Here is a 19,362-nt window from a genome sequence, read left to right as displayed (position 1 = left end):
CCGGGAGCTCATTCGTCCCCGAGCGACTCCACGAACCCCGCCTCCAGGTGCTCCTTCTCCCCGTCGCCCCCGATCACCTCGACCGTCCGTCCGTCGAGGCGCGGCGGCTGGGACCGCGTCTCGACCGGGCACAGCAGCCACAGACCGTACGGGACGGTCTCCGGTCTGCGGGCCGCGCCCTGGAGGCGGGTCAGGAAGCCGTGGCCGCCCTCGTCCCAGTAGCGGGCGACCAGCCCGGCGTCGTGGAGGAAGAGGACCGTGCGGGGCGGGGCCGCCCGCTCAAGCAGGGCGTCCTCCATCCGCTGCCAGACGACGCGGGCGAAGGAGGCGAGGCCGGGCTTGATGCGGCCAGGGGCCGAATTACTGTCGGCACGCAGGAACTTCTGCCAGTCCTGGCCCTTCTCGTCCGCCAGTTCCCGCAGCGTCCGCAGGAACATCCCCGCGACATCGACCGCGACTACGCCTTCGGGCCCGAAGGCCGACGCCACCCGCTCCGCCGTCCCCGCGAGCACGGTGCGCTTCACCGTGAGAGCGAGGAAACCACCGCGCGCGGCCCTGTCGGTGAGCCGGGCACGCATCAGCCCGTGCGGATCTTCCCGGTCCGCCCGTGAGACCGGACGAGGAGGAAGGTAGCTGGTCAGGGTGCCGGTAGAGGTGCGGGAAGTGGACGGCTCGGCCCTGCGCGGGAAAAACGTCAGGGAATCGTGGTCGAACCTCAGGTCGAAACGGGCTCCTTCGAGCGCGTCCTCGAGCTCGACATGGGTCGGCTCGCTGCCGCCCGCCAGAAGGTCGAGGTCGGGGAACCGCGCCCGCAGCCGCGCCACCAGGCCGGGGACCGTGATGCCCCGGTCGTGACGGACTCCGGCCCCCGCCTGAGAGATGCGCAGCGCCCGCTCCAGGCTCAGATCCTGCGGATACAGCTCCAGGCGCGGAGTGACCGCGGTCCGGGCGGCGGCGGTGGCGGCCAGTGCCACCAGGCGGTTGTCCGCGAGCGGGGCGAAACCGTCGGGGGCCGGTACGCCTCGCAGTTCACGGAGGACCTCGGCACGGCCGGGCAACGGGTCCCGCCGGGCCAGCTGATGGGCCGATGCCCCCAACAACCCCGCGTAATCGGCCAGTTCCCCCGGACTGGGGTCCTCTGTACCGGGCAGCGACTCGGCAGCGATGAGGATCGCCTCGCCGCGCCGGTGCACCGCGAGCCGGGGTTCGTGCTGCTGCGTGCCCTCGCTTCCGGAACCGTCCCCCGCCCCCGCCGTGTCCGCCGTCTCGGCCTCGACGGCGGCCCTGACCACGGCGAGTGACCTGGCCAGGATCCGTTCGCTGGTGTCACTGCCCGCTCCGTGGCGAGCACGCAGTTCGGCGGCTGCCTCCGAGGCGGTGATGACCCTCCCGGCGGCAGTAACGATGTCGACCAGTTCGGTCCGTACCGGTACGAGCCAGGCCGCCTCGGCCCACTGCTTGATCTCGATACGGTGATGACGGGAGACCGGTGGCTGCTTGATGCCCAGGTGATCGGCGATGCGCGCCTGGACCGGCCAGGCCCCCAACGGGGACAGACCGCCTTCTTCGGGCGGAAGCCCCAGCGTGAGCCGGACGACGCCCGCGCGATGAGAACCCTTGCGCCCCGACGCGGGGGTGAGCAGGGCAGCCATCTCGTCTATCGACAGGATTCGCTCCGGAGCCGCACCGTCCGCCATGGCGAACTCCTGGACCGCGGGAGCGGCGGGTGCGGCCTGGGGGGGCTTCCCGTCGGAGGCCGGCAGCAGTGCTGCCGCCCATTGTTTGCGACGCCGGTTCAGTTCCTTGCGGACCAGCGCACCTGCGCCGCGCGCCCGGGAGATGACGTACGGCTGGAGGTTCAGCAGATCGCCGACCCGGTAGGCGTGCAGGTCGTTGGCGACGGACACCGCCCGGGGGGACAGGCCTGCGGCCTCCAGGAGTGTCGTGGTGTCGGCCGCCGCAGCCGCTCTGTCCCGGTCCTTGGCCGGGTCGTTGGACGCGGCGCCGACCGCGGACGGGGTGGTGGGACCGGTCAAGTCCGCTGCGCGGAACACCTGCCTCCACTCGTCCCGCATCTGCGTCAGCGTGTCGTAACGGTGTTCCGTGTCACGGTGCAGTGCCCGGTGGAAGAAGCGTACGAGGCCCTCACTCAATGCCGGTTCGAACAGTTGGGCCGCAATATGGAGGGGCACCGATTCATTGGTGAGCGGGTCGTTCTGCCCGTCGCCCCACACCGGGCGCTCACCGCTGGCCATCTCGTGGAGGGTGACGGCCGCCGCGTACCGCTCCGCGTGATCGTCGTAGTGGGCGCGGCGCATCGACCCGAGGAACGGGTCGAGATAGTTGCGGGTGCCGGCCTTGACGTCCCGGTCGGAGGCGTCGGTCAGCGAGAAGTCGAAGAGCTTCAGCTGCCAGGTACGGTCCTTGCGCCGCTGGATACCGAAATTGTCCGGCTTGATGTCACGGTGCCGCACCCCGTGTCCGGCAAGCTGATCAAGGGCGTGGAACAGGTCGTCCGAGAAGCGTTCCAGCTCATGGAAGGTGAGCCGGCCCTGGCCCCTCAGCCGCTCACCGAGAGACTGCTCGCCGGCGTACTCCAGCTCCAGGACCGTGCGGCCACCGATCTCCCGCAGCCCTTCCCCGCGCAACTGGACGACCGCTCCGCCGCCGACCGTGCCGAGCACACGCTCCTCGGCCCGTAGCCTGCCCGCCCGCTCCTCGTCGAGCGCCACCTTGAAGACGTGCTCGTCGATCTGGATGTGCCCGTCCTCGTCACCGGAGTCAGGGGCCGTGCGCTCCACGAGCAGCGCACGGGCCGTGGCTCCGGTGCCGAGGACCCGTCGAACCGACCACTCGGCGTCGAGCGACTGACCGGGCAATGCCTCCAGCGGGTCGACACCGGTCGAGGCCGGGGAATCGGGCAGCACGCTGGCGCGCTCAGCCTCGTCGAGGAGGTCGAGGAATTCCTCCACCGAGCCGATGCGATCGTTGACATCGGTCCGGGTCGCCTGGAAGACGAGGTCGTCCAGGGCGTCGGGCAGCCCGTCCGCCACCGCGAAGAGGCGCAGACCCGAGTCCGTGCGCAGGCGATCGCTCAGCGCGCTGCGCTGGGTGGCCGGCGGCAGACCGGTCAGGATTAAATGGGCCACCGCCCCGAGTCCGAAGACGTCCAGATCGCCAGGGTCGGCGTACGGCTGATCCGTCTCCGGAGCGAGGTAGACGCGCGCCGCGTCCTCGATGAGTGCCGCGTCGAGGGCGGAGCCGCCGATGGAGCGGAAGAAGGTGGCGTTGGAGTCGAAGTCCCGGGCCGCGGTCTGCCAGTCGGTGATCCGCAGTTCGGGATGGGCCCCGCCCTCCTTGAAGGAGACGTACACCGACCGCGCCGCGAGTGCCCGGTGGTACAGCGAACGGTTGTGTGCGTAGCGGACGGCCTCAGCGAGCTGCCGGACCAGATCAAGACGTGTCTCGGGGGTCAGCTTCCCGCCGTAGATGTCCAGATACTGGTCGAGCCGCAGATCGGTGTGGCGGTGGCGGAAAAGGATCGCCGGGCCGCCCTGGTGCTCACGGAATTCGACGGCGTCGACGATGCCACGGTGGTTGATGCCCTGGAGCACCTGGTACTCACGGCGCGCGGCACGCTCGGTGGCCTTCCGGGCGGCCTCGGTCGCCATCTGGCTGACCAGGTAGATACGGACCCGGCCCTCCTCCTGGACCATCCCGTCGTCACGGGACGCGAGGCGGTCCTCCCAGGACGGGCCGGCGTCCAGCGGATGGGGCTCCATCTTCCAGGCTTCGCCGAACCGCAGATGAGTGGCGGACTGGCGGATACCGATGGCTTTCAGGAGCTGCGGGAGCGTATGCCGGGAGAACTCCGGGGTGATGCGGCGCTCCGGACGGTCCGGCGGCAGTCCGAGGAAGTCCTGCCAGATCCGCTTCAGACCGCTCGCACCGTCGTCACGACCGTAGACCTTGATCTGCTGGACCTCGTCCAGGCGGCTTTCCAGGTCCGGGGCGGAAAGGAACACGGCAGGCTCGATGCGCGGCACGACGCGATCACTGATGCCCAACTTGCGTGCTGCCCACTGGAGCTGACTCTTCAGTTCCTTGGACTTCATGTCGTTGAAGTGCAAGGGGTTGGTGATGGTTCGCGTACGGTCCTGGCCACGGAAGTTCCATGTGGAACCGGTGTTGTGGAGCTGACCCGGGTGACTCTTGACCTCGATGAGGAAGAGCCCCGCCGGAACGGCGATCAGCAGATCGCATTCGTTGACGCGCCCGGACTGCGCGGTGAAAGAGAAGGCGGCCCAAGCCCGGTAGGGCTCGGCGTGCGGCATGAGCTGCCGTACGTGATCCAGGGCATCCTGCTCCCACGGGTACGGGGAGATCCGCTCCTGCGACCACTGCCGGGGCGGCCTCACCGGCCCAGGCTTCGGCACCCCGGACACCGGGGCCCCTCCCACTGCGGTCACTGTCCCGTCCTCCCGCGTCTCCTTCGCCGGCAGGGCCCGCATCCTGCCTGGTCGAGCCTACCGCGCCCGTTACAGGAGGGGAGTCGCGTTCTCTGTCCCGAAACGGGAACGGCCTTGATCAGAAGCCTCGAACCGAGGGGCCCCAGACATCAGCAGCCGTGGACAACAACCTCGCGGCTTGTCCCAGAACGACGCAGAGAAGACCCGGTGAAGCGCCGACAGCCGCCGTGAACCCGTACGCGCAGTCGATCCGCGCCACAGGTAACCGCGTCTGAAGCAGCTCGAACGCTAGGTGACAGTACGTCAGGTTTCCCAGCACTATCCCAGCACGGGAAAGAGCGAGGGGCCCGACTACGAAGAGCCGAACCCCTTCCGACCTGCACACTTACCAAAGCCGACGTGGTGGAATTGCGCCTACACGTTGAAGCGGAATTCGACTACGTCGCCGTCCTGCATGACGTACTCCTTGCCCTCCATACGGGCCTTGCCCGCGGAGCGGGCTTCGGCCACCGAGCCCGTTTCGACCAGGTCGGCGAAGGAGATGACCTCGGCCTTGATGAAGCCCTTCTGGAAGTCGGTGTGGATCACACCGGCCGCCTCGGGGGCCGTGGCGCCCTTCTTGATCGTCCAGGCGCGGGACTCCTTGGGGCCGGCCGTCAGGTAGGTCTGGAGGCCCAGGGTGCGGAAACCGACGTGGGCGAGGGTGGCCAGGCCCGGTTCCTCCTGGCCGACCGACTGGAGAAGCTCCAGCGCCTCTTCGTCGTCCAGCTCGGCGAGGTCCGACTCCAGCTTGGCGTTGAGGAAGATCGCCTCGCCGGGGGCGACCAGGGCGCGCTGCTCGTCCTTGAAGGTGTCGTCCGTCAGCTCGTCCTCGTCGACGTTGAAGACGTAGAGGAAGGGCTTGGTGGTGAGCAGATGCAGATCGTGCAGCGGCTCGGACTTCTCGGTGCCCTGGACGATGCCCGCCGAGAAGAGGGTCTCGCCCGTCTCCAGGATGGCCTGGGCCTCTTCGATGGCCTTGACCTTGGGGAGCACGTCCTTCTTGATGCGCGACTCCCGCTGGAGGCGCGGGAGGACCTTCTCGATCGTCTGGAGGTCGGCGAGGATCAGCTCGGTGTTGATCGTCTCGATGTCGTCCTTGGGCGAGACCTTGCCGTCGACATGGACGACGTTCTCGTCCTTGAAGGCCCGGATGACCTGGCAGATCGCGTCGGACTCACGGATGTTCGCCAGGAACTTGTTGCCCAGGCCCTCACCCTCCGAGGCGCCGCGCACGATGCCGGCGATGTCGACGAAGTCGACCGTGGCCGGGAGGATCCGCTGGGAGCCGAAGACCTCGGCGAGCTTGTTCAGCCGCGGGTCCGGCACGCCGACCACGCCGACGTTGGGCTCGATGGTGGCGAACGGGTAGTTGGCCGCCAGCACGTCGTTCTTGGTCAGGGCGTTGAACAGGGTCGACTTGCCGACATTCGGCAGGCCGACGATTCCGATCGTGAGCGACACGTTGGCGACTTCCTGAAGTGAGGACTGGCTGATGGCCTGTGTGGCCCGGGCGGGCCGATCCCCCAGTTTACGGGCGGGGCGCGGCGGCCGACGACGGGTGCCGGGCGCCCCGCGACCTGGCCGGACGCCTCGAACTCAACGGCAAGGTCACCCAAAGGGCGTGTCCAACCCCTGATTCATCCCCCTCCGCCACCTACGTTGTCCGGGTGGAGCAGCACAGGACACGTCAGCCCCGGCGCGGACAGCGGCCGCGGACCCCCCTCGCACCGCAGGGCGCCGTCGCCGGACCCGCCGGTGTCCACCCGGAGCCGGCGGCGCCCCGGCGACGGGTGCCGCCCGTCCTGCTCCGTCTGCGCAGACTGCCCAATCCCCGGCTCACCGGACTCGGTGCGGGCCTGTTCGCCGTCGCGACGATGCTGGCCTTCGGCTTCCTGGACCAGCTGCTCTTCGACGGTGCGCCGCTGGTCTACGGGCTGCTGTTCCTGCCGGTCAGCGCGCTGACCGCGCTCTGGGTGCGTACCGCCGACCTGGTGAGCGCCCCGATCAGCGTGCCGATCGCCTTCGCGGTCGGCACGCTTCCGATCTCCGGCGGGACCGGGGGCTTCGGCGGGCACACGATGGCCGTCGTCACCACGCTGGCTGTGCACGCCGGCTGGCTGTACGGCGGCACACTCGTCGCCGGGCTCATCGCGTCCGTACGGAAGATCCGGCAGATGGGGCGGCGGCAGGTCGCCCGGGACGCGGCCACCACCAGGACCGGAGCCGGTGCGGCCAAAACCGGAGCCGGCACGGCCAGGACCGGGGCCACCGCGTCCCGGGCCGTGCGGCGCGGCTGACGCGGGTGCGGGTCCTGTCCCGGCCGTTCTCCGCGGGCCGCCCCGGGCCCGCTACGTCACCGTCGCCCGCTACCTCACCGTCCCGCCGCCGCCATCGCGGCGCCCACGATGCCCGCGTTGTTCTGCAGTTCGGCCGGGAGGATCTCGGCCCTGATCCCCTCGATCAGCGGGATGAACTTGTCGGCCTTGCGGCTCACACCACCGCCGATGATGAACAGCTCGGGCGAGAAGAGCATCTCCACATGCGCCAGATACTTCTGGACGCGGTGCGCCCAGTGCTGCCAGCTCAGGTCCTCGTCCTCCTTGGCCTTCGTGGAGGCACGCTTCTCCGCGTCATGGCCGTTCAGCTCCAGATGGCCCAGCTCGGTGTTGGGAACGAGCTTGCCGTCTATGAAGAGCGCGCTGCCGATGCCCGTACCGAAGGTCAGCAGGAACACCGCGCCCTTGCGGCCGCGTCCCGCGCCGAAGGCCATCTCCGCCACGCCCGCCGCGTCGGCGTCATTGAGGACCGTGGCCCGCAGGCCCAGCCGGTCGCCGAGCACCTGCCCCGCGTCCACATCGATCCACGCCTTGTCGACATTGGCGGCCGTACGGATCACGGAACCCGTGACCACGCCGGGGAAGGTGATGCCGACCGGGCCCGACCAGCCGAAGTGCCGCACGACCTCGACCACGCCGTCGGCGACGCTCTCGGGTGTCGCCGGGTGCGGGGTGAGTACTTTGTGCCGCGGTTCCACGAGGTCGCCACGCTCCAGGTCCACGGGCGCACCCTTGATTCCCGAACCGCCGATGTCCACTCCGAAAACGTTCATGGACACAACGTTACGGCCAGACGCCGACAGCGACTTCCGGGACGCGGACTTCCGTGGTGCGGACGCCCACTTCCATGACGCGTCCGCACCAATTCCCCGTCAGTTCCTCACTTCCCGGCGAGTGCTGCCGCCTCGGCGCGCAGATCGCGGCGCAGCTCCTTGGGCAACGAGAACGTGATCGACTCCTCGGCCGCCTTGACGATCTCGACGTCCTCGAAGCCGCGCTGCGCGAGCCACTCGAGGACGCCTTCGACCAGAATCTCCGGGACGGAGGCGCCGGACGTGACGCCGACCGTGGCGACGCCCTCCAGCCAGACTTCCTCGATCTCGTCGGCGCTGTCCACCAGATGGGAGTCGCGCGCGCCCGCGCCGAGGGCGACCTCGACCAGCCGGACCGAATTGGAGGAGTTCTTGGAGCCGACGACGATCACCAGGTCCGCGTCGGCGCCCATCTGCTTGACCGCGATCTGACGGTTCTGCGTGGCGTAGCAGATGTCGTCGCTCGGCGGCGAGATCAGCTGCGGGAACTTCTCCTTGAGCTTGTCGACCGTCTCCATGGTCTCGTCCACGGAGAGCGTGGTCTGCGAGAGCCAGACGACCTTCGACTCGTCGCGGACCTCGACGCTCGCGACATCGTCCGGGCCGTCGACCAGGGTGATGTGGTCCGGCGCCTCGCCGGACGTACCGATGACCTCTTCATGGCCGTCGTGGCCGATCAGCAGGATGTCGTAGTCCTCGCCGGCGAAGCGGACGGCTTCCTTGTGGACCTTGGTGACCAGGGGGCAGGTCGCGTCGATGGTGGCGAGCCTGCGCCCGGCCGCCTCCTCGTGGACGACCGGCGCGACGCCGTGCGCGGAGAACATGACGATGGATCCCTCGGGAACCTCCGCCGTCTCCTCGACGAAGATCGCACCCTTCTTCTCCAGGGTCCGCACGACGTACTTGTTGTGGACGATCTCATGGCGGACGTAGATCGGGGCGCCGTATTGCTCCAGAGCCTTCTCGACGGCGATCACGGCGCGGTCCACCCCCGCGCAATAACCACGGGGAGCGGCGAGCAGGACGCGTTTGCCGGCGCGGCGCGCGGCGTCTCCACTGATGGTGGCGGCGGGCGACGGGCGGGACGTAGCAGTCATGCGTCCCATCGTAAGGCCGTCCAGAAGAGGCGAAAGTTCAGGCGTCCTGTCGACACTGGGGCGTACGCGATCGACGGAGGGCTTCGATGGCCGACACCGGCACCGGTGCGGACGGAGAGTCAGCGGACGGCCGGGGGACGGACAGCCGGAAGACGGACGGCCGGGCGGCGGACGGGGGCGGTCTGCGGCGGACGCTGGGCTTCCGCGACCTTGTCGTCTACGGGCTGCTCTTCATCGCCCCCATGGCGCCTGTCGGTGTCTTCGGCACGCTCGACGCCCGGTCGCACGGGTCGGTGGCGCTGGTCTATGTGGTGGCGACCGTCGCAATGGCGTTCACCGCCTTCAGTTACGCGCAGATGGTCCGGGTCGCCCCGCAGGCCGGCTCCGTCTTCGCGTACGCGCGCAAGGGACTCGGCGAGGGGCCCGGGTTCATCGCCGGGTGGATGGCGATGCTCGACTATCTGCTGATCCCGGCCGTGGCCTATCTCTTCGCCGGAATCGCGATGGAGGCGCTGGTGCCCTCCGTCGACCGGTGGGTGTGGACCGCTATCGCCGTAGTGATCACCACACTGCTCAACCTGCGGGGCGTGCGGGCGGCGGCCCGGGTCGGCTTCGCGGTGCTCGCGATGGAGATCGTGGTGCTGCTCGTGTTCGTGGTGTCGGCCGTCGTGGTGCTCGCGCGGAACGGCGCCGAGCGCGGCTGGTCCACGCCGTTCACGAGCGACACGGGCTTCTCCCTGGCGGCGGTGCTCGGCGCGGTGTCGGTCGCGGTGCTGTCGTATCTGGGCTTCGACGCCGTCGCCTCGTTCGCCGAGGAAGTGACGGGCGGTTCCCGGCAGGTGGCGCGGGCCGTGCTGTTCTGTCTGGCGCTGGCGGGCGTGCTGTTCATCGCGCAGACCTATCTGGTCGCGCTGCTGGAGCCGATGACCTCGGCGGAGCTGGCCGCGAACCCGGCCGAGCAGGGCACGGCCTTCTACGACGCGGTGGACACCTCGGTCGGGACCTGGCTGCATGACCTGGTGGCGGTCAGCAAGGCGATCGGCGCGGCGTTCGCGGCGCTGGCCGGGCAGGCGGCGGCGGGACGGCTGCTCTTCGCGATGGGCCGCGAGCGCCGGCTGCCGTACGCGCTGTCGCGTACGGACGCGGGCGTGCCGCGGGTGGCCCTGCTGCTGGCCGCGGTGGTGACGCTGGTGGCGGCGGTGTGGGCGGCGCGGCGCCCCGACGGCCTGGACCGGCTGGTCTCGGTGGTGGACATCGGGGCGCTGACGGCGTTCGTCCTGCTGCACGCGTCGGTGGTGGGCTGGTTCGCGGTGCGGCGCGGAGCGGGGCCGCCGCGCTGGTTCACGCAGGTGGTGCTGCCGGTGACCGGCGCGGCGATCCTGATCGCGGTGATCGTGGAGGCCGCCGGCACGGCGCAGCTGGTGGGCGCGGGCTGGCTGGCCGTGGGACTGGTGGTGCTGCTGGTCCAGCGGGGCCGTGGCGGGCGCCGGACACCGGACGGGCGGCCCGAGCCCGCTCCATAGCGCCGCCGCCCCGGGCTTCACTGCCCCGGGCGTCGTCGAGGCGTTTTCGGAGTGATGTCACAGGCGGCGGATACGCTCCTGGGTATGGCTCTCCATACATCCCCGGACGCCCCGCTGCCCGTCGGTGAGGTGTCGCGGCTCATCGGCGGGTGGATCGACCGGCTCGGTTCCCTCTGGGTCGAGGGTCAGATCACGCAGCTCTCGCGCAGACCGGGTGCGGGGGTCGTCTTTCTGACGCTGCGCGACCCCTCGTACGACATCTCGGTGAGCGTGACCTGCTACCGGCAGGTCTTCGACGCCATCGCCGATGTGGTCTCCGAGGGCGCGCGGGTCGTGGTGCGGGCCAAGCCGGAGTGGTACGCGCCGCGTGGGCAGCTGTCGCTGCGGGCCACCGAGATAAAGCCCGTCGGCATCGGTGAACTGCTCGTACGGCTGGAGCAGTTGAAGAAGTCCCTGGGCGCGGAGGGGCTGTTCGCCGCCGACCGCAAGAAGCCGCTGCCCTTTCTGCCGCAGCTGATCGGGCTGGTGTGCGGGCGGGCGTCGGCGGCCGAGCGCGATGTGCTGGAGAACGCGCGCCGGCGGTGGCCCGCGGTGCGCTTCGAGGTCCGCAACACGGCGGTGCAGGGGGTCAGCGCGGTGGCCCAGGTCGTCCAGGCGGTGAAGGAGCTGGACGGGCTGCCCGAGGTGGACGTGATCATCGTGGCGCGCGGCGGCGGCAGCGTGGAGGATCTGCTGCCGTTCTCCGACGAGCAGTTGGTACGGGCGGTGGCCGCGTGCCGTACGCCGGTCGTCTCCGCGATCGGGCACGAACCGGACGCGCCGTTGCTGGATCTCGTGGCGGACGTCCGGGCGTCGACGCCGACGGACGCGGCGAAGAAGACCGTGCCGGACGTCGGCGAGGAGCTGGACCGCGTCCAGGGGCTGCGGGACCGGGCGCTGCGGACCGTACGGGGGCTGCTCGACCGGGAGGAGCGCGGTCTCGCCCACGCGCTGGCCCGGCCCGCGATGGAGCGGCCGCACCGGATGGTGGACGAGCGCGAGGCCGAGGTGGACGCGCTGGCCGACCGGAGCCGGCGGGTGCTGCGGCATCTGCTGGACCGCGCGGACTCGGAGCTGTCGCACACCCGGGCGCGAGTGGTCGCGCTGTCGCCCGCGGCGACGCTGGAGCGTGGCTACGCGGTGCTGCAGCGGCCGGACGGCGCGGTCGTACGGTCCCCGGCGGACGTCACGGCGGCAGAGGAGCTGCGGGCCCGGGTGGCGGAGGGTGAGTTCACGGTGCGGGTCGCGGAGTGAGCCGCCTCCCGCACCACCGCGCAATCGTTGTCGGACCGCGTACTCAGGCGCGTACATAAGGTGGATCACATGGCCAGGACGGACAGCGGGACAGCGGCGGCGACCCCGGACACGCTCGGCTACGAGCAGGCCCGGGACGAGTTGATCGAGGTCGTACGCCGGCTGGAGGCGGGCGGCACATCACTGGAGGACTCGCTCGCGCTCTGGGAGCGGGGCGAGGAGCTGGCGAAGGTGTGCCGCCGCTGGCTGGAGGGCGCCCGGGCGCGACTGGACGCGTCCCTGGCGGATCCGGACCCGGCCGGATCCCCGGACTCCCCCACGGACCCGAACGCGTAGCGAGACGGGGCGGGGCGGGGCAAGACGGGGCGGGGGCGAGGCGAGACAAGACGTCGGGGCGGCTGTGAATCGGATCACCCGAATCCGGTTTTTGTTGAACGTTAACCTATCCACTTGTACCGTGAACGCGATTGCTCCTCACATGCGCGTTCGGAAGGTACCCCCATGTCCCTCGTTCTTGACCCCGCCGCCCAGGACCTCCTCTTCCGGGAAGCCCGTACCGCCAACACGTTCACCGACGAGGCGGTGACCGAGGAGCAGGTGCAGGCCATCTACGACCTGGTCAAGTACGGCCCCACCGCCTTCAACCAGTCGCCGCTGCGAGTCGTCCTGGTCCGGTCGGCCGAGGCCCGCGAGCGCCTCGTCCCGCTCATGGCCGAGGGCAACCAGCCCAAGACCGCCACTGCGCCGCTCGTCGCGATCCTGGCCGCCGACAACGAGTTCCACGAGGAGCTCCCCCAGCTCTTCCCGCACTTCCCGCAGGCCAAGGACGCCTTCTTCGGCGAGCGCCCGGTCCGCGAGCGGTCCGCCTCGGTGAACGCCGCCCTCCAGGCCGGCTACTTCATCCTCGGCGTCCGGGCCGCCGGCCTCGCCGCGGGCCCCATGACCGGCTTCGACTTCGCCGGCGTCCAGAAGGAGTTCCTGGACGACGACCACACCCCGCTGATGATCGTCAACATCGGCAAGCCCGGCGACGACGCGTGGTTCCCCCGCTCCCCGCGCCTCTCCTTCGACGAGGCCGTCACCACCGTCTGAGCCGCGCGGCCCGAGCCGCGCGGCCCGAGCCGTGGCGCCCCGAGCCGTGGCGCCCCGAGCCCTGCGCCCTGCGCCCTGCGCCCCGAGCCATGGAGCCCGGCCCACGAGCCCGCGTACGACGAGGCCGCCGCCCCCTTTTCCCCGGGGCGGCGGCCTCGTCGCGTGCACGCTCACCGGACCGCGCGCATCAGTACTTCTTCTCGGACTCCAGCGCGGCCGCCATCTCCGCGAGCCGCTCGTAGGACGCGGTACCCGTGACCACGGTCGTCGCGCCCCCGTCGTCCGTGCGGACCAGCGCGTCGTACTTCGGCCCCTCCCAGCGCTGCCAGGCCTCGCCCGCCACCTGCTGCGTCCTGCCCGTGTCGGCGGCCTGCAGGGTGACCTCCGCCACGTACTTCTTCGCGGGCGCCGTGGACTGCTCGACCGCGACGTACTGGCCGTCCGGATCGAGATAGCCGAGGTGCCACGCGTCATCCTGCTGCCCCTGGTACGAGACCGACGTCGGCTTCCACTTCCCCGTCAGCCCCGTAGGCGCCACGACCGGATACGGCGCCGCGCGCCGCGCGGTCACCAGCTCGACCCGGTAGTCGACCGCCTTCACCGGGTCGGCGTTCTCGTCATGCGGAATGAACACGTAGATCCCGGCGACGACGGCCCCGATGACCGCCATCGACAGGAACATGTCCCGCACCGTCTGTCTGCCTCGCATACCTGCCACCGCACCATCGTCGCATCAAGGCACCGCGCTCAAACGTGGGCCCCTCTGCTCAATTTGTCGATGTACAGATAGAGTCCGTATCACCCTCTTTTCCGGCCGTCGCCGTACAGAAAGGTGCGCTCCGATGACCGAGCATCAACTTCCGGCCCCGCTCGAGGTCTCTCCCGAGGCCCCCGACCGCAACCTCGCCCTGGAGCTGGTCCGGGTCACCGAGGCCGCCGCCATGGCGGCCGGCCGGTGGGTCGGGCGCGGCGACAAGAACGGCGCGGACGGCGCCGCGGTGAACGCCATGCGGACCCTTGTCTCCACGGTGTCGATGAACGGCGTCGTCGTCATCGGTGAGGGCGAGAAGGACGAAGCCCCGATGCTGTTCAACGGCGAGCACGTCGGCGACGGCACGGGCGCCGAGGTCGACATCGCCGTGGACCCCATCGACGGCACCACCCTGAACGCCAAGGGCATGCCCAACGCCATCGCCGTCCTGGCCGCCGCCGACCGGGGCACCATGTTCGACCCGTCCGCGGTCTTCTACATGGACAAGCTGGTCACGGGCCCCGAGGCCGCCGACTTCGTCGACATCAACGCCCCCGTCTCCGTGAACATCCGCCGGGTCGCCAAGGCCAAGCGGTCCTCCCCCGACGACGTCACCGTCGTCATCCTCGACCGCCCCCGCCACGACGGCATCGTCAAGGAGATCCGGGAGACCGGCGCCCGGATCAAGTTCATCTCCGACGGCGACGTGGCCGGTTCGATCATGGCCGCGCGCGAAGGCACCGGCGTCGATCTGCTGATGGGCATCGGCGGCACCCCCGAGGGCATCATCTCGGCGTGCGCCATAAAGTGCCTCGGCGGTGTCATCCAGGGCAAGCTGTGGCCCAAGGACGACGAGGAGCGGGAGCGCGCGATCGGCGCCGGGCACGACCTGGACCGCGTCCTGTCCACCGATGACCTGGTCAGCGGCGACAACGTGTTCTTCGTCGCCACGGGCATCACGGACGGGGAGCTGCTGCGCGGGGTGCGCTACCGCTCGGAGACCGCGACCACCCAGTCCCTGGTCATGCGCTCCAAGTCGGGCACGATCCGGCAGATCGACTCGACCCACCGGCTGTCGAAGCTCCGCGCCTACAGCACGATCGACTTCGACCGCGCCAAGTAGCCACCGGGCCAGGGCCGTCCGGCCAGTCGCGCGTACGGAAGGGGCGCCCCCATGGTGCGGCGGGGCGCCCTTTCCGTGTGCGCGCAGGGGTGGTGGCGTACGAGAAGCGAGGCGGGTCGGCCGGAGACGCGGGTCAGCCGGCGGCGGCGATCCGGTCGCCCGCCGAGGCCGCCTTCCGCAGCTCCACCTCGCGCCGCCTGCGGCGGGCCAGCGCCACCCGGCGCTCGGCCGCGGTCATCCCGCCCCACACTCCGTACGGCTCGGGCTGGAGCAACGCGTGCTCCTGGCATTCGACCATGACCGGACAACGGGCACAGACCCGCTTCGCGGCCTCCTCGCGCGCCAGCCTCGCGGCTGTCGGCTCCTTGGAAGGGGCGAAGAACAATCCGGCTTCGTCCCGGCGGCACACCGCCTCCGAATGCCAGGGGCCGGCCTGATCCTCCCGAGCGGGACTCCGCTGGGGTGGAACGGCGGCGACCTGCAAGGGCTGATGCGGCGGATGCAGCACGGTCTACTCCTGACGACGGCTTCGCGAGCGAGAGACGATGCAGCTCTCCCTACCCGCTGTACGCACGCCTATGCACTGAGTGGCACTCAGTTCCGGAGTCCGGAACGCCGTGCGGTATTCCGGACGCCTAACCACAACAGGACAGCTTTGGCCGGAAACAGCCGGAAGCGGTGACGGGCGTAGGGCAGCCGTAAGACAGACACAGGACAGGCGCCGCGCGGCAGCCCTGCGGGAGACGTCAGGAACCGAGGTGCTTGCGCAGCCGGTCGTGCAGATCCGCCACCCACGTGCCGCGCTTCGGCTTGGCCTCGACATTGCCGAACACCGAGTAGCCGTTCACGACGACGACCGGCGCGTCCGGTTCCGCGGCCTCCAGCGAGCGGACCTCGAAGTTGCCGAAGATGCCGGTGCCGTTGCCGCGCAGCGAGATATTCTCGGGGACACGGATCTCAACATTGCCGAAAATGGATGTCGCGTTGATCACGCTGGTCCGCTGCCCGAAGAGTGCTTCGGTGAGATCGATCTCGACATTGCCGAAGAGCGAGAAGGCGTTGGTCCTGCGGCCGATGCGCCAGCGGCCCCTGCGGGTCGTGCTGCTGAAGACGGCGATCAGGTTCTCGGCTGGGGCCATGGGGTCCTCGGGGCCGTATCCGTACGCCGACGACGCGGACGAGGACCCGGCGGGGCGCGCGCCGGCGCCGACGGCCGGCAAGTCCCGCACCAGTGGCTCCAGTTCACCGACGGTCTTCGCCCGGTAGACGGCGTCGATCCGCTCTCCGTGCTCCTCCGCGTCCAGCCGGCCCTCCGCCAGGGCCTCCCGGAGGATGTCCGCGATCCGGTCTCGGTCGGCGTCGGAGGCCCGGATACCCGCGGGCTCCACCGGTGCGACCGGCTTCTGAGGGTGCTTTTCGAGGTCCACGGAGCCAGGGTAGCGAAACGCGATAGATCGCGACTAGTAGCAGGCCCGCGAGCGTGTCCCGTAACGGCACAACTGAGCCTTACCTCACAGGGGCGGTGCGACCGGGGCGCCCTACGCTGGAAGCCGCGCCGCCAATGGAGGCCGTGCCGCCGTCTGTCGAGTGAGGAATGGCCGTAATGCCAGAGTTTGCGTACTCCGATCTGCTCCCGCTCGGAGAGGACACCACGCCCTACCGGCTGGTGACCGCCGAAGGTGTCTCCACCTTCGAGGCCGACGGCCGTACGTTCCTCACGGTCGAGCCGGAGGCGCTGCGCACGCTCGCCGCCGAGGCGATGCACGACATCTCGCACTATCTGCGCCCGGCCCATCTCACCCAGCTGCGCAGGATCGTGGACGACCCCGAGGCGTCCTCGAACGACAAGTTCGTGGCGCTCGACCTGCTGAAGAACGCCAATATCGCGGCCGCGGGCGTGCTGCCCATGTGCCAGGACACCGGTACAGCGATCGTGATGGGCAAGCGCGGTCAGAACGTGCTGACGCGGGGCGCCGACGAGGAGGCCCTCTCGCGCGGTGTCTACGACGCGTACACGAAGCTCAATCTGCGCTACTCGCAGATGGCCCCCCTCACCATGTGGGAGGAGAAGAACACCGGCTCGAACCTGCCCGCGCAGATCGAGCTGTACGCGACCGACGGCGGCGCGTACAAGTTCCTCTTCATGGCGAAGGGCGGCGGCTCCGCCAACAAGTCGTTCCTCTACCAGGAGACCAAGGCGGTCCTCAACGAGACCTCCATGATGAAGTTCCTGGAGGAGAAGATCCGTTCGCTGGGTACGGCCGCGTGCCCGCCGTACCACCTGGCGATCGTCGTCGGCGGCACCTCGGCCGAGTTCGCGCTCAAGACCGCGAAGTACGCCTCCGCGCACTACTTGGACGAGCTGCCGTCCGAGGGCTCCGCCACCGGCCACGGCTTCCGTGACAAGGAGCTGGAGGAGAAGGTCTTCGAACTGACGCAGAAGATCGGTATCGGCGCGCAGTTCGGCGGCAAGTACTTCTGCCACGACGTACGGGTGGTCCGGCTGCCGCGCCACGGGGCGTCGCTGCCGGTCGCCATCGCCGTCTCCTGCTCGGCGGACCGCCAGGCGGTCGCGAAGATCACCGCCGAGGGCGTCTTCCTGGAGCAGCTGGAGAAGGACCCGGCGCGCTTCCTCCCCGACACCACCGACGAGCATCTGGACGAGGGGCAGGTCGTGAAGATCGACCTCAACCGTCCGATGGACGATGTCCTCGCCGAGCTGACCAACTACCCGGTCAAGACCCGGCTCTCGCTCACCGGACCGCTGGTCGTGGCCCGCGACATCGCGCACGCCAAGATCAAGGAGCGGCTGGACGCGGGCGAGGAGATGCCGCAGTACCTGAAGGACCACCCGGTCTACTACGCGGGCCCGGCGAAGACCCCCGAGGGGTACGCCTCCGGCTCCTTCGGCCCGACGACGGCCGGCCGGATGGACTCGTACGTGGCGCAGTTCCAGGCGGCCGGCGGCTCGAAGGTGATGCTCGCCAAGGGCAACCGCTCCCAGCAGGTCACCGACGCCTGTGGCGCGCACGGCGGCTTCTACCTCGGCTCGATCGGCGGCCCCGCCGCCCGCCTCGCGCAGGACTGCATCAAGAAGGTCGAGGTCGTCGAGTACGAGGAGCTGGGCATGGAGGCGGTCTGGAAGATCCAGGTGGAGGACTTCCCCGCGTTCATCGTCGTGGACGACAAGGGCAACGACTTCTTCACCGAGCCGGCCGCCGCCCCGACCTTCACCAGCATCCCGGTCCGCGGCCCCGGCCTGGGCTGACCGGCCCCGCCGGCGCGCCCTCCCCGGCCTTCCTCCGGGGAGGGCGCCCCCGTTCACGGGAACACTGGGGATCAGCTCCGCCGGGAACACCGGAGACCGGCCGAACGCTCACGTTGCCAGGAGGTACGACCACGATGACGACCGACGAGCACCAGTACCGGACCGAGCACGACTCCATGGGCGAGGTACAGGTCCCCGCACACGCCAAGTGGCGTGCCCAGACCCAGCGCGCGGTGGAGAACTTCCCCATCTCGGGACAGCGTCTGGAGCGCACCCACATCGAGGCCCTGGCCCGGATCAAGTCGGCCGCCGCGAAGGTCAACGCCGATCTCGGCGTGATCGGCGAGGACATCGCGGACGCCATCCAGGGCGCGGCCGCCGAGGTCGCGGACGGCCGCTGGGACGAGCACTTCCCGGTGGATGTCTTCCAGACCGGCTCCGGCACCTCCTCCAACATGAACGCCAACGAGGTGATCGCCACCCTGGCCACCGAGCGTCTCGGCCGTGATGTCCACCCGAACGATCATGTGAACGCCTCGCAGAGCTCCAACGACGTCTTCCCCTCAAGCATCCACATCGCCGCGACCGCCGCCGTCACCGGCGAGCTGATGCCGGCCCTGGACCATCTCGCCGCCTCCCTGGAGCGCAAGGCCGAGGAGTTCAGCGAGGTCGTGAAGTCGGGCCGTACGCACCTCATGGACGCCACCCCCGTCACGCTGGGCCAGGAGTTCGGCGGCTATGCCGCGCAGATCCGCTACGCCACGGAGCGGCTGACCGCCTCACTGCCCCGCCTCGCCGAGCTTCCCCTCGGCGGTACGGCGGTGGGCACCGGCATCAACACCCCGCCCGGCTTCTCGGCCGCCGTGATCGCCGAGGTCGCCCGCGCGACCGGGCTGCCGCTGACCGAGGCCCGTAACCACTTCGAGGCGCAGGGCGCCCGCGACGGACTCGTGGAGACCTCGGGCCAGCTCCGTACCCTCGCCGTCTCGCTCACCAAGATCTCCAACGATCTGCGCTGGATGGCCTCGGGACCGCGCACGGGACTGGCGGAGATCAGCCTCCCCGATCTGCAGCCGGGCTCCTCGATCATGCCCGGCAAGGTCAATCCGGTGATCCCGGAGGCCGTGCTGATGGTCGCGGCCCAGGTCATCGGCAACGACGCCACGGTCGCCACGGCCGGCGCCGCCGGGAATTTCGAGCTGAACGTCATGCTTCCGGTGATCGCCAAGAACCTCCTGGAGTCCGTACGACTTCTGGCCAATGTCTCCCGGCTGCTCGCGGACCGTACGGTCGACGGCGTCACGGCCCATGTCGAGCGGGCCCGTGAGTACGCCGAGTCGTCGCCGTCCGTCGTCACGCCGCTGAACAAGTACCTCGGGTACGAAGAGGCCGCGAAGGTCGCCAAGACGTCCCTGGCCGAGCGGCGGACGATCCGTGAGGTGGTCCTGGCCTCGGGTTATGTGGAGCGCGGGGATCTCACCCTGGAGCAGCTCGACGAGGCGCTGGATGTGCTCCGGATGACGAGGCCGTAAATGCGCGACGTGATTCGCAGCGGT

General features: G+C 69.9%; 15 protein-coding genes. 8 read left to right on the top strand and 7 right to left on the bottom strand.

All coding sequences use genetic code 11. The annotated features are described in order from the left end of the window. Positions 1–8: 8 nt before the first annotated feature. Both pglW and ychF read right to left on the bottom strand, forming a co-directional pair. Positions 9–4,418 (bottom strand): BREX system serine/threonine kinase PglW, encoded by a 4,410-nt coding sequence (pglW, locus tag ACZ6MZ_RS04105; protein ID WP_469349680.1) that lies wholly within the window; start codon positions 4,416–4,418, stop codon positions 9–11. A gap of 465 nt (positions 4,419–4,883) precedes the next feature. Next, positions 4,884–5,972, bottom strand: coding sequence for a redox-regulated ATPase YchF (gene ychF, locus ACZ6MZ_RS04100; protein ID WP_384181124.1), 1,089 nt, complete (start codon positions 5,970–5,972; stop codon positions 4,884–4,886). Between the two features lie 206 nt (positions 5,973–6,178). On the opposite strand from ychF, the gene ACZ6MZ_RS04095 reads away from it, so the two are divergent. Continuing rightward, a complete protein-coding gene (locus tag ACZ6MZ_RS04095) occupies positions 6,179–6,808 on the top strand; it encodes a DUF6542 domain-containing protein (protein ID WP_389789412.1) in 630 nt (209 codons plus the stop codon). A gap of 74 nt (positions 6,809–6,882) precedes the next feature. Here the strand turns inward: ACZ6MZ_RS04095 and ppgK are convergent, their stop codons facing one another. Then, a complete protein-coding gene (ppgK, locus tag ACZ6MZ_RS04090) occupies positions 6,883–7,620 on the bottom strand; it encodes a polyphosphate--glucose phosphotransferase (protein WP_384181121.1) in 738 nt (245 codons plus the stop codon). A gap of 107 nt (positions 7,621–7,727) precedes the next feature. After that, positions 7,728–8,756, bottom strand: a complete 1,029-nt coding sequence (locus tag ACZ6MZ_RS04085; RefSeq protein ID WP_389789414.1) for a 4-hydroxy-3-methylbut-2-enyl diphosphate reductase — start codon at positions 8,754–8,756, stop codon at positions 7,728–7,730. A gap of 86 nt (positions 8,757–8,842) precedes the next feature. Here ACZ6MZ_RS04085 and ACZ6MZ_RS04080 point away from each other — a divergent pair, with 86 nt between their 5' ends. From ACZ6MZ_RS04080 to ACZ6MZ_RS04065, 4 genes are all read left to right on the top strand, one after another. Beyond that, entirely contained in the window at positions 8,843–10,279 is a 1,437-nt protein-coding gene (locus tag ACZ6MZ_RS04080; RefSeq protein WP_469349678.1) for an APC family permease, read from the top strand. 84 nt (positions 10,280–10,363) lie between these two features. Beyond that, positions 10,364–11,572 carry an exodeoxyribonuclease VII large subunit gene (gene xseA, locus ACZ6MZ_RS04075; protein WP_384181115.1) on the top strand — a complete coding sequence of 403 codons (1,209 nt, stop codon included), beginning with the start codon at positions 10,364–10,366 and terminating at the stop codon, positions 11,570–11,572. 69 nt (positions 11,573–11,641) lie between these two features. Beyond that, entirely contained in the window at positions 11,642–11,908 is a 267-nt protein-coding gene (locus ACZ6MZ_RS04070; protein ID WP_469349677.1) for an exodeoxyribonuclease VII small subunit, read from the top strand. A 165-nt stretch (positions 11,909–12,073) separates the two neighbouring features. Further along, positions 12,074–12,664: a malonic semialdehyde reductase gene (locus ACZ6MZ_RS04065; protein ID WP_389789421.1), complete on the top strand. Its 591-nt coding sequence runs from the start codon at positions 12,074–12,076 to the stop codon at positions 12,662–12,664. Positions 12,665–12,851: 187 nt separating this feature from the next. On the opposite strand, the gene ACZ6MZ_RS04060 is transcribed toward ACZ6MZ_RS04065, so the two are convergent. After that, positions 12,852–13,373: a DUF4245 domain-containing protein gene (locus ACZ6MZ_RS04060; RefSeq protein ID WP_469350369.1), complete on the bottom strand. Its 522-nt coding sequence runs from the start codon at positions 13,371–13,373 to the stop codon at positions 12,852–12,854. A gap of 133 nt (positions 13,374–13,506) precedes the next feature. On the opposite strand from ACZ6MZ_RS04060, the gene glpX reads away from it, so the two are divergent. Then, positions 13,507–14,538 carry a class II fructose-bisphosphatase gene (gene glpX, locus ACZ6MZ_RS04055; RefSeq protein ID WP_384181109.1) on the top strand — a complete coding sequence of 344 codons (1,032 nt, stop codon included), beginning with the start codon at positions 13,507–13,509 and terminating at the stop codon, positions 14,536–14,538. Between the two features lie 133 nt (positions 14,539–14,671). On the opposite strand, the gene ACZ6MZ_RS04050 is transcribed toward glpX, so the two are convergent. Further along, positions 14,672–15,046: a WhiB family transcriptional regulator gene (locus tag ACZ6MZ_RS04050; RefSeq protein ID WP_384181107.1), complete on the bottom strand. Its 375-nt coding sequence runs from the start codon at positions 15,044–15,046 to the stop codon at positions 14,672–14,674. 238 nt (positions 15,047–15,284) lie between these two features. Continuing rightward, positions 15,285–15,965: a DUF1707 SHOCT-like domain-containing protein gene (locus tag ACZ6MZ_RS04045; RefSeq protein WP_384181105.1), complete on the bottom strand. Its 681-nt coding sequence runs from the start codon at positions 15,963–15,965 to the stop codon at positions 15,285–15,287. 176 nt (positions 15,966–16,141) lie between these two features. On the opposite strand from ACZ6MZ_RS04045, the gene ACZ6MZ_RS04040 reads away from it, so the two are divergent. Together ACZ6MZ_RS04040 and ACZ6MZ_RS04035 are read left to right on the top strand one after the other, a co-directional pair. Beyond that, the gene (locus ACZ6MZ_RS04040; RefSeq protein ID WP_389789425.1) at positions 16,142–17,806 is read left to right on the top strand and encodes a fumarate hydratase; all 1,665 of its coding nucleotides are present in this window, start codon (positions 16,142–16,144) and stop codon (positions 17,804–17,806) included. 134 nt (positions 17,807–17,940) lie between these two features. Then, positions 17,941–19,338 (top strand): class II fumarate hydratase, encoded by a 1,398-nt coding sequence (locus tag ACZ6MZ_RS04035; RefSeq protein WP_389789427.1) that lies wholly within the window; start codon positions 17,941–17,943, stop codon positions 19,336–19,338. The last annotated feature ends 24 nt before the right edge of the window (positions 19,339–19,362 follow it).

This window comes from Streptomyces sp. NPDC042201 (assembly GCF_055582185.1).
The sequence above is the reverse complement of the archived record's forward strand: the minus strand, read 5'-3'. Positions and strand labels throughout refer to the sequence as shown.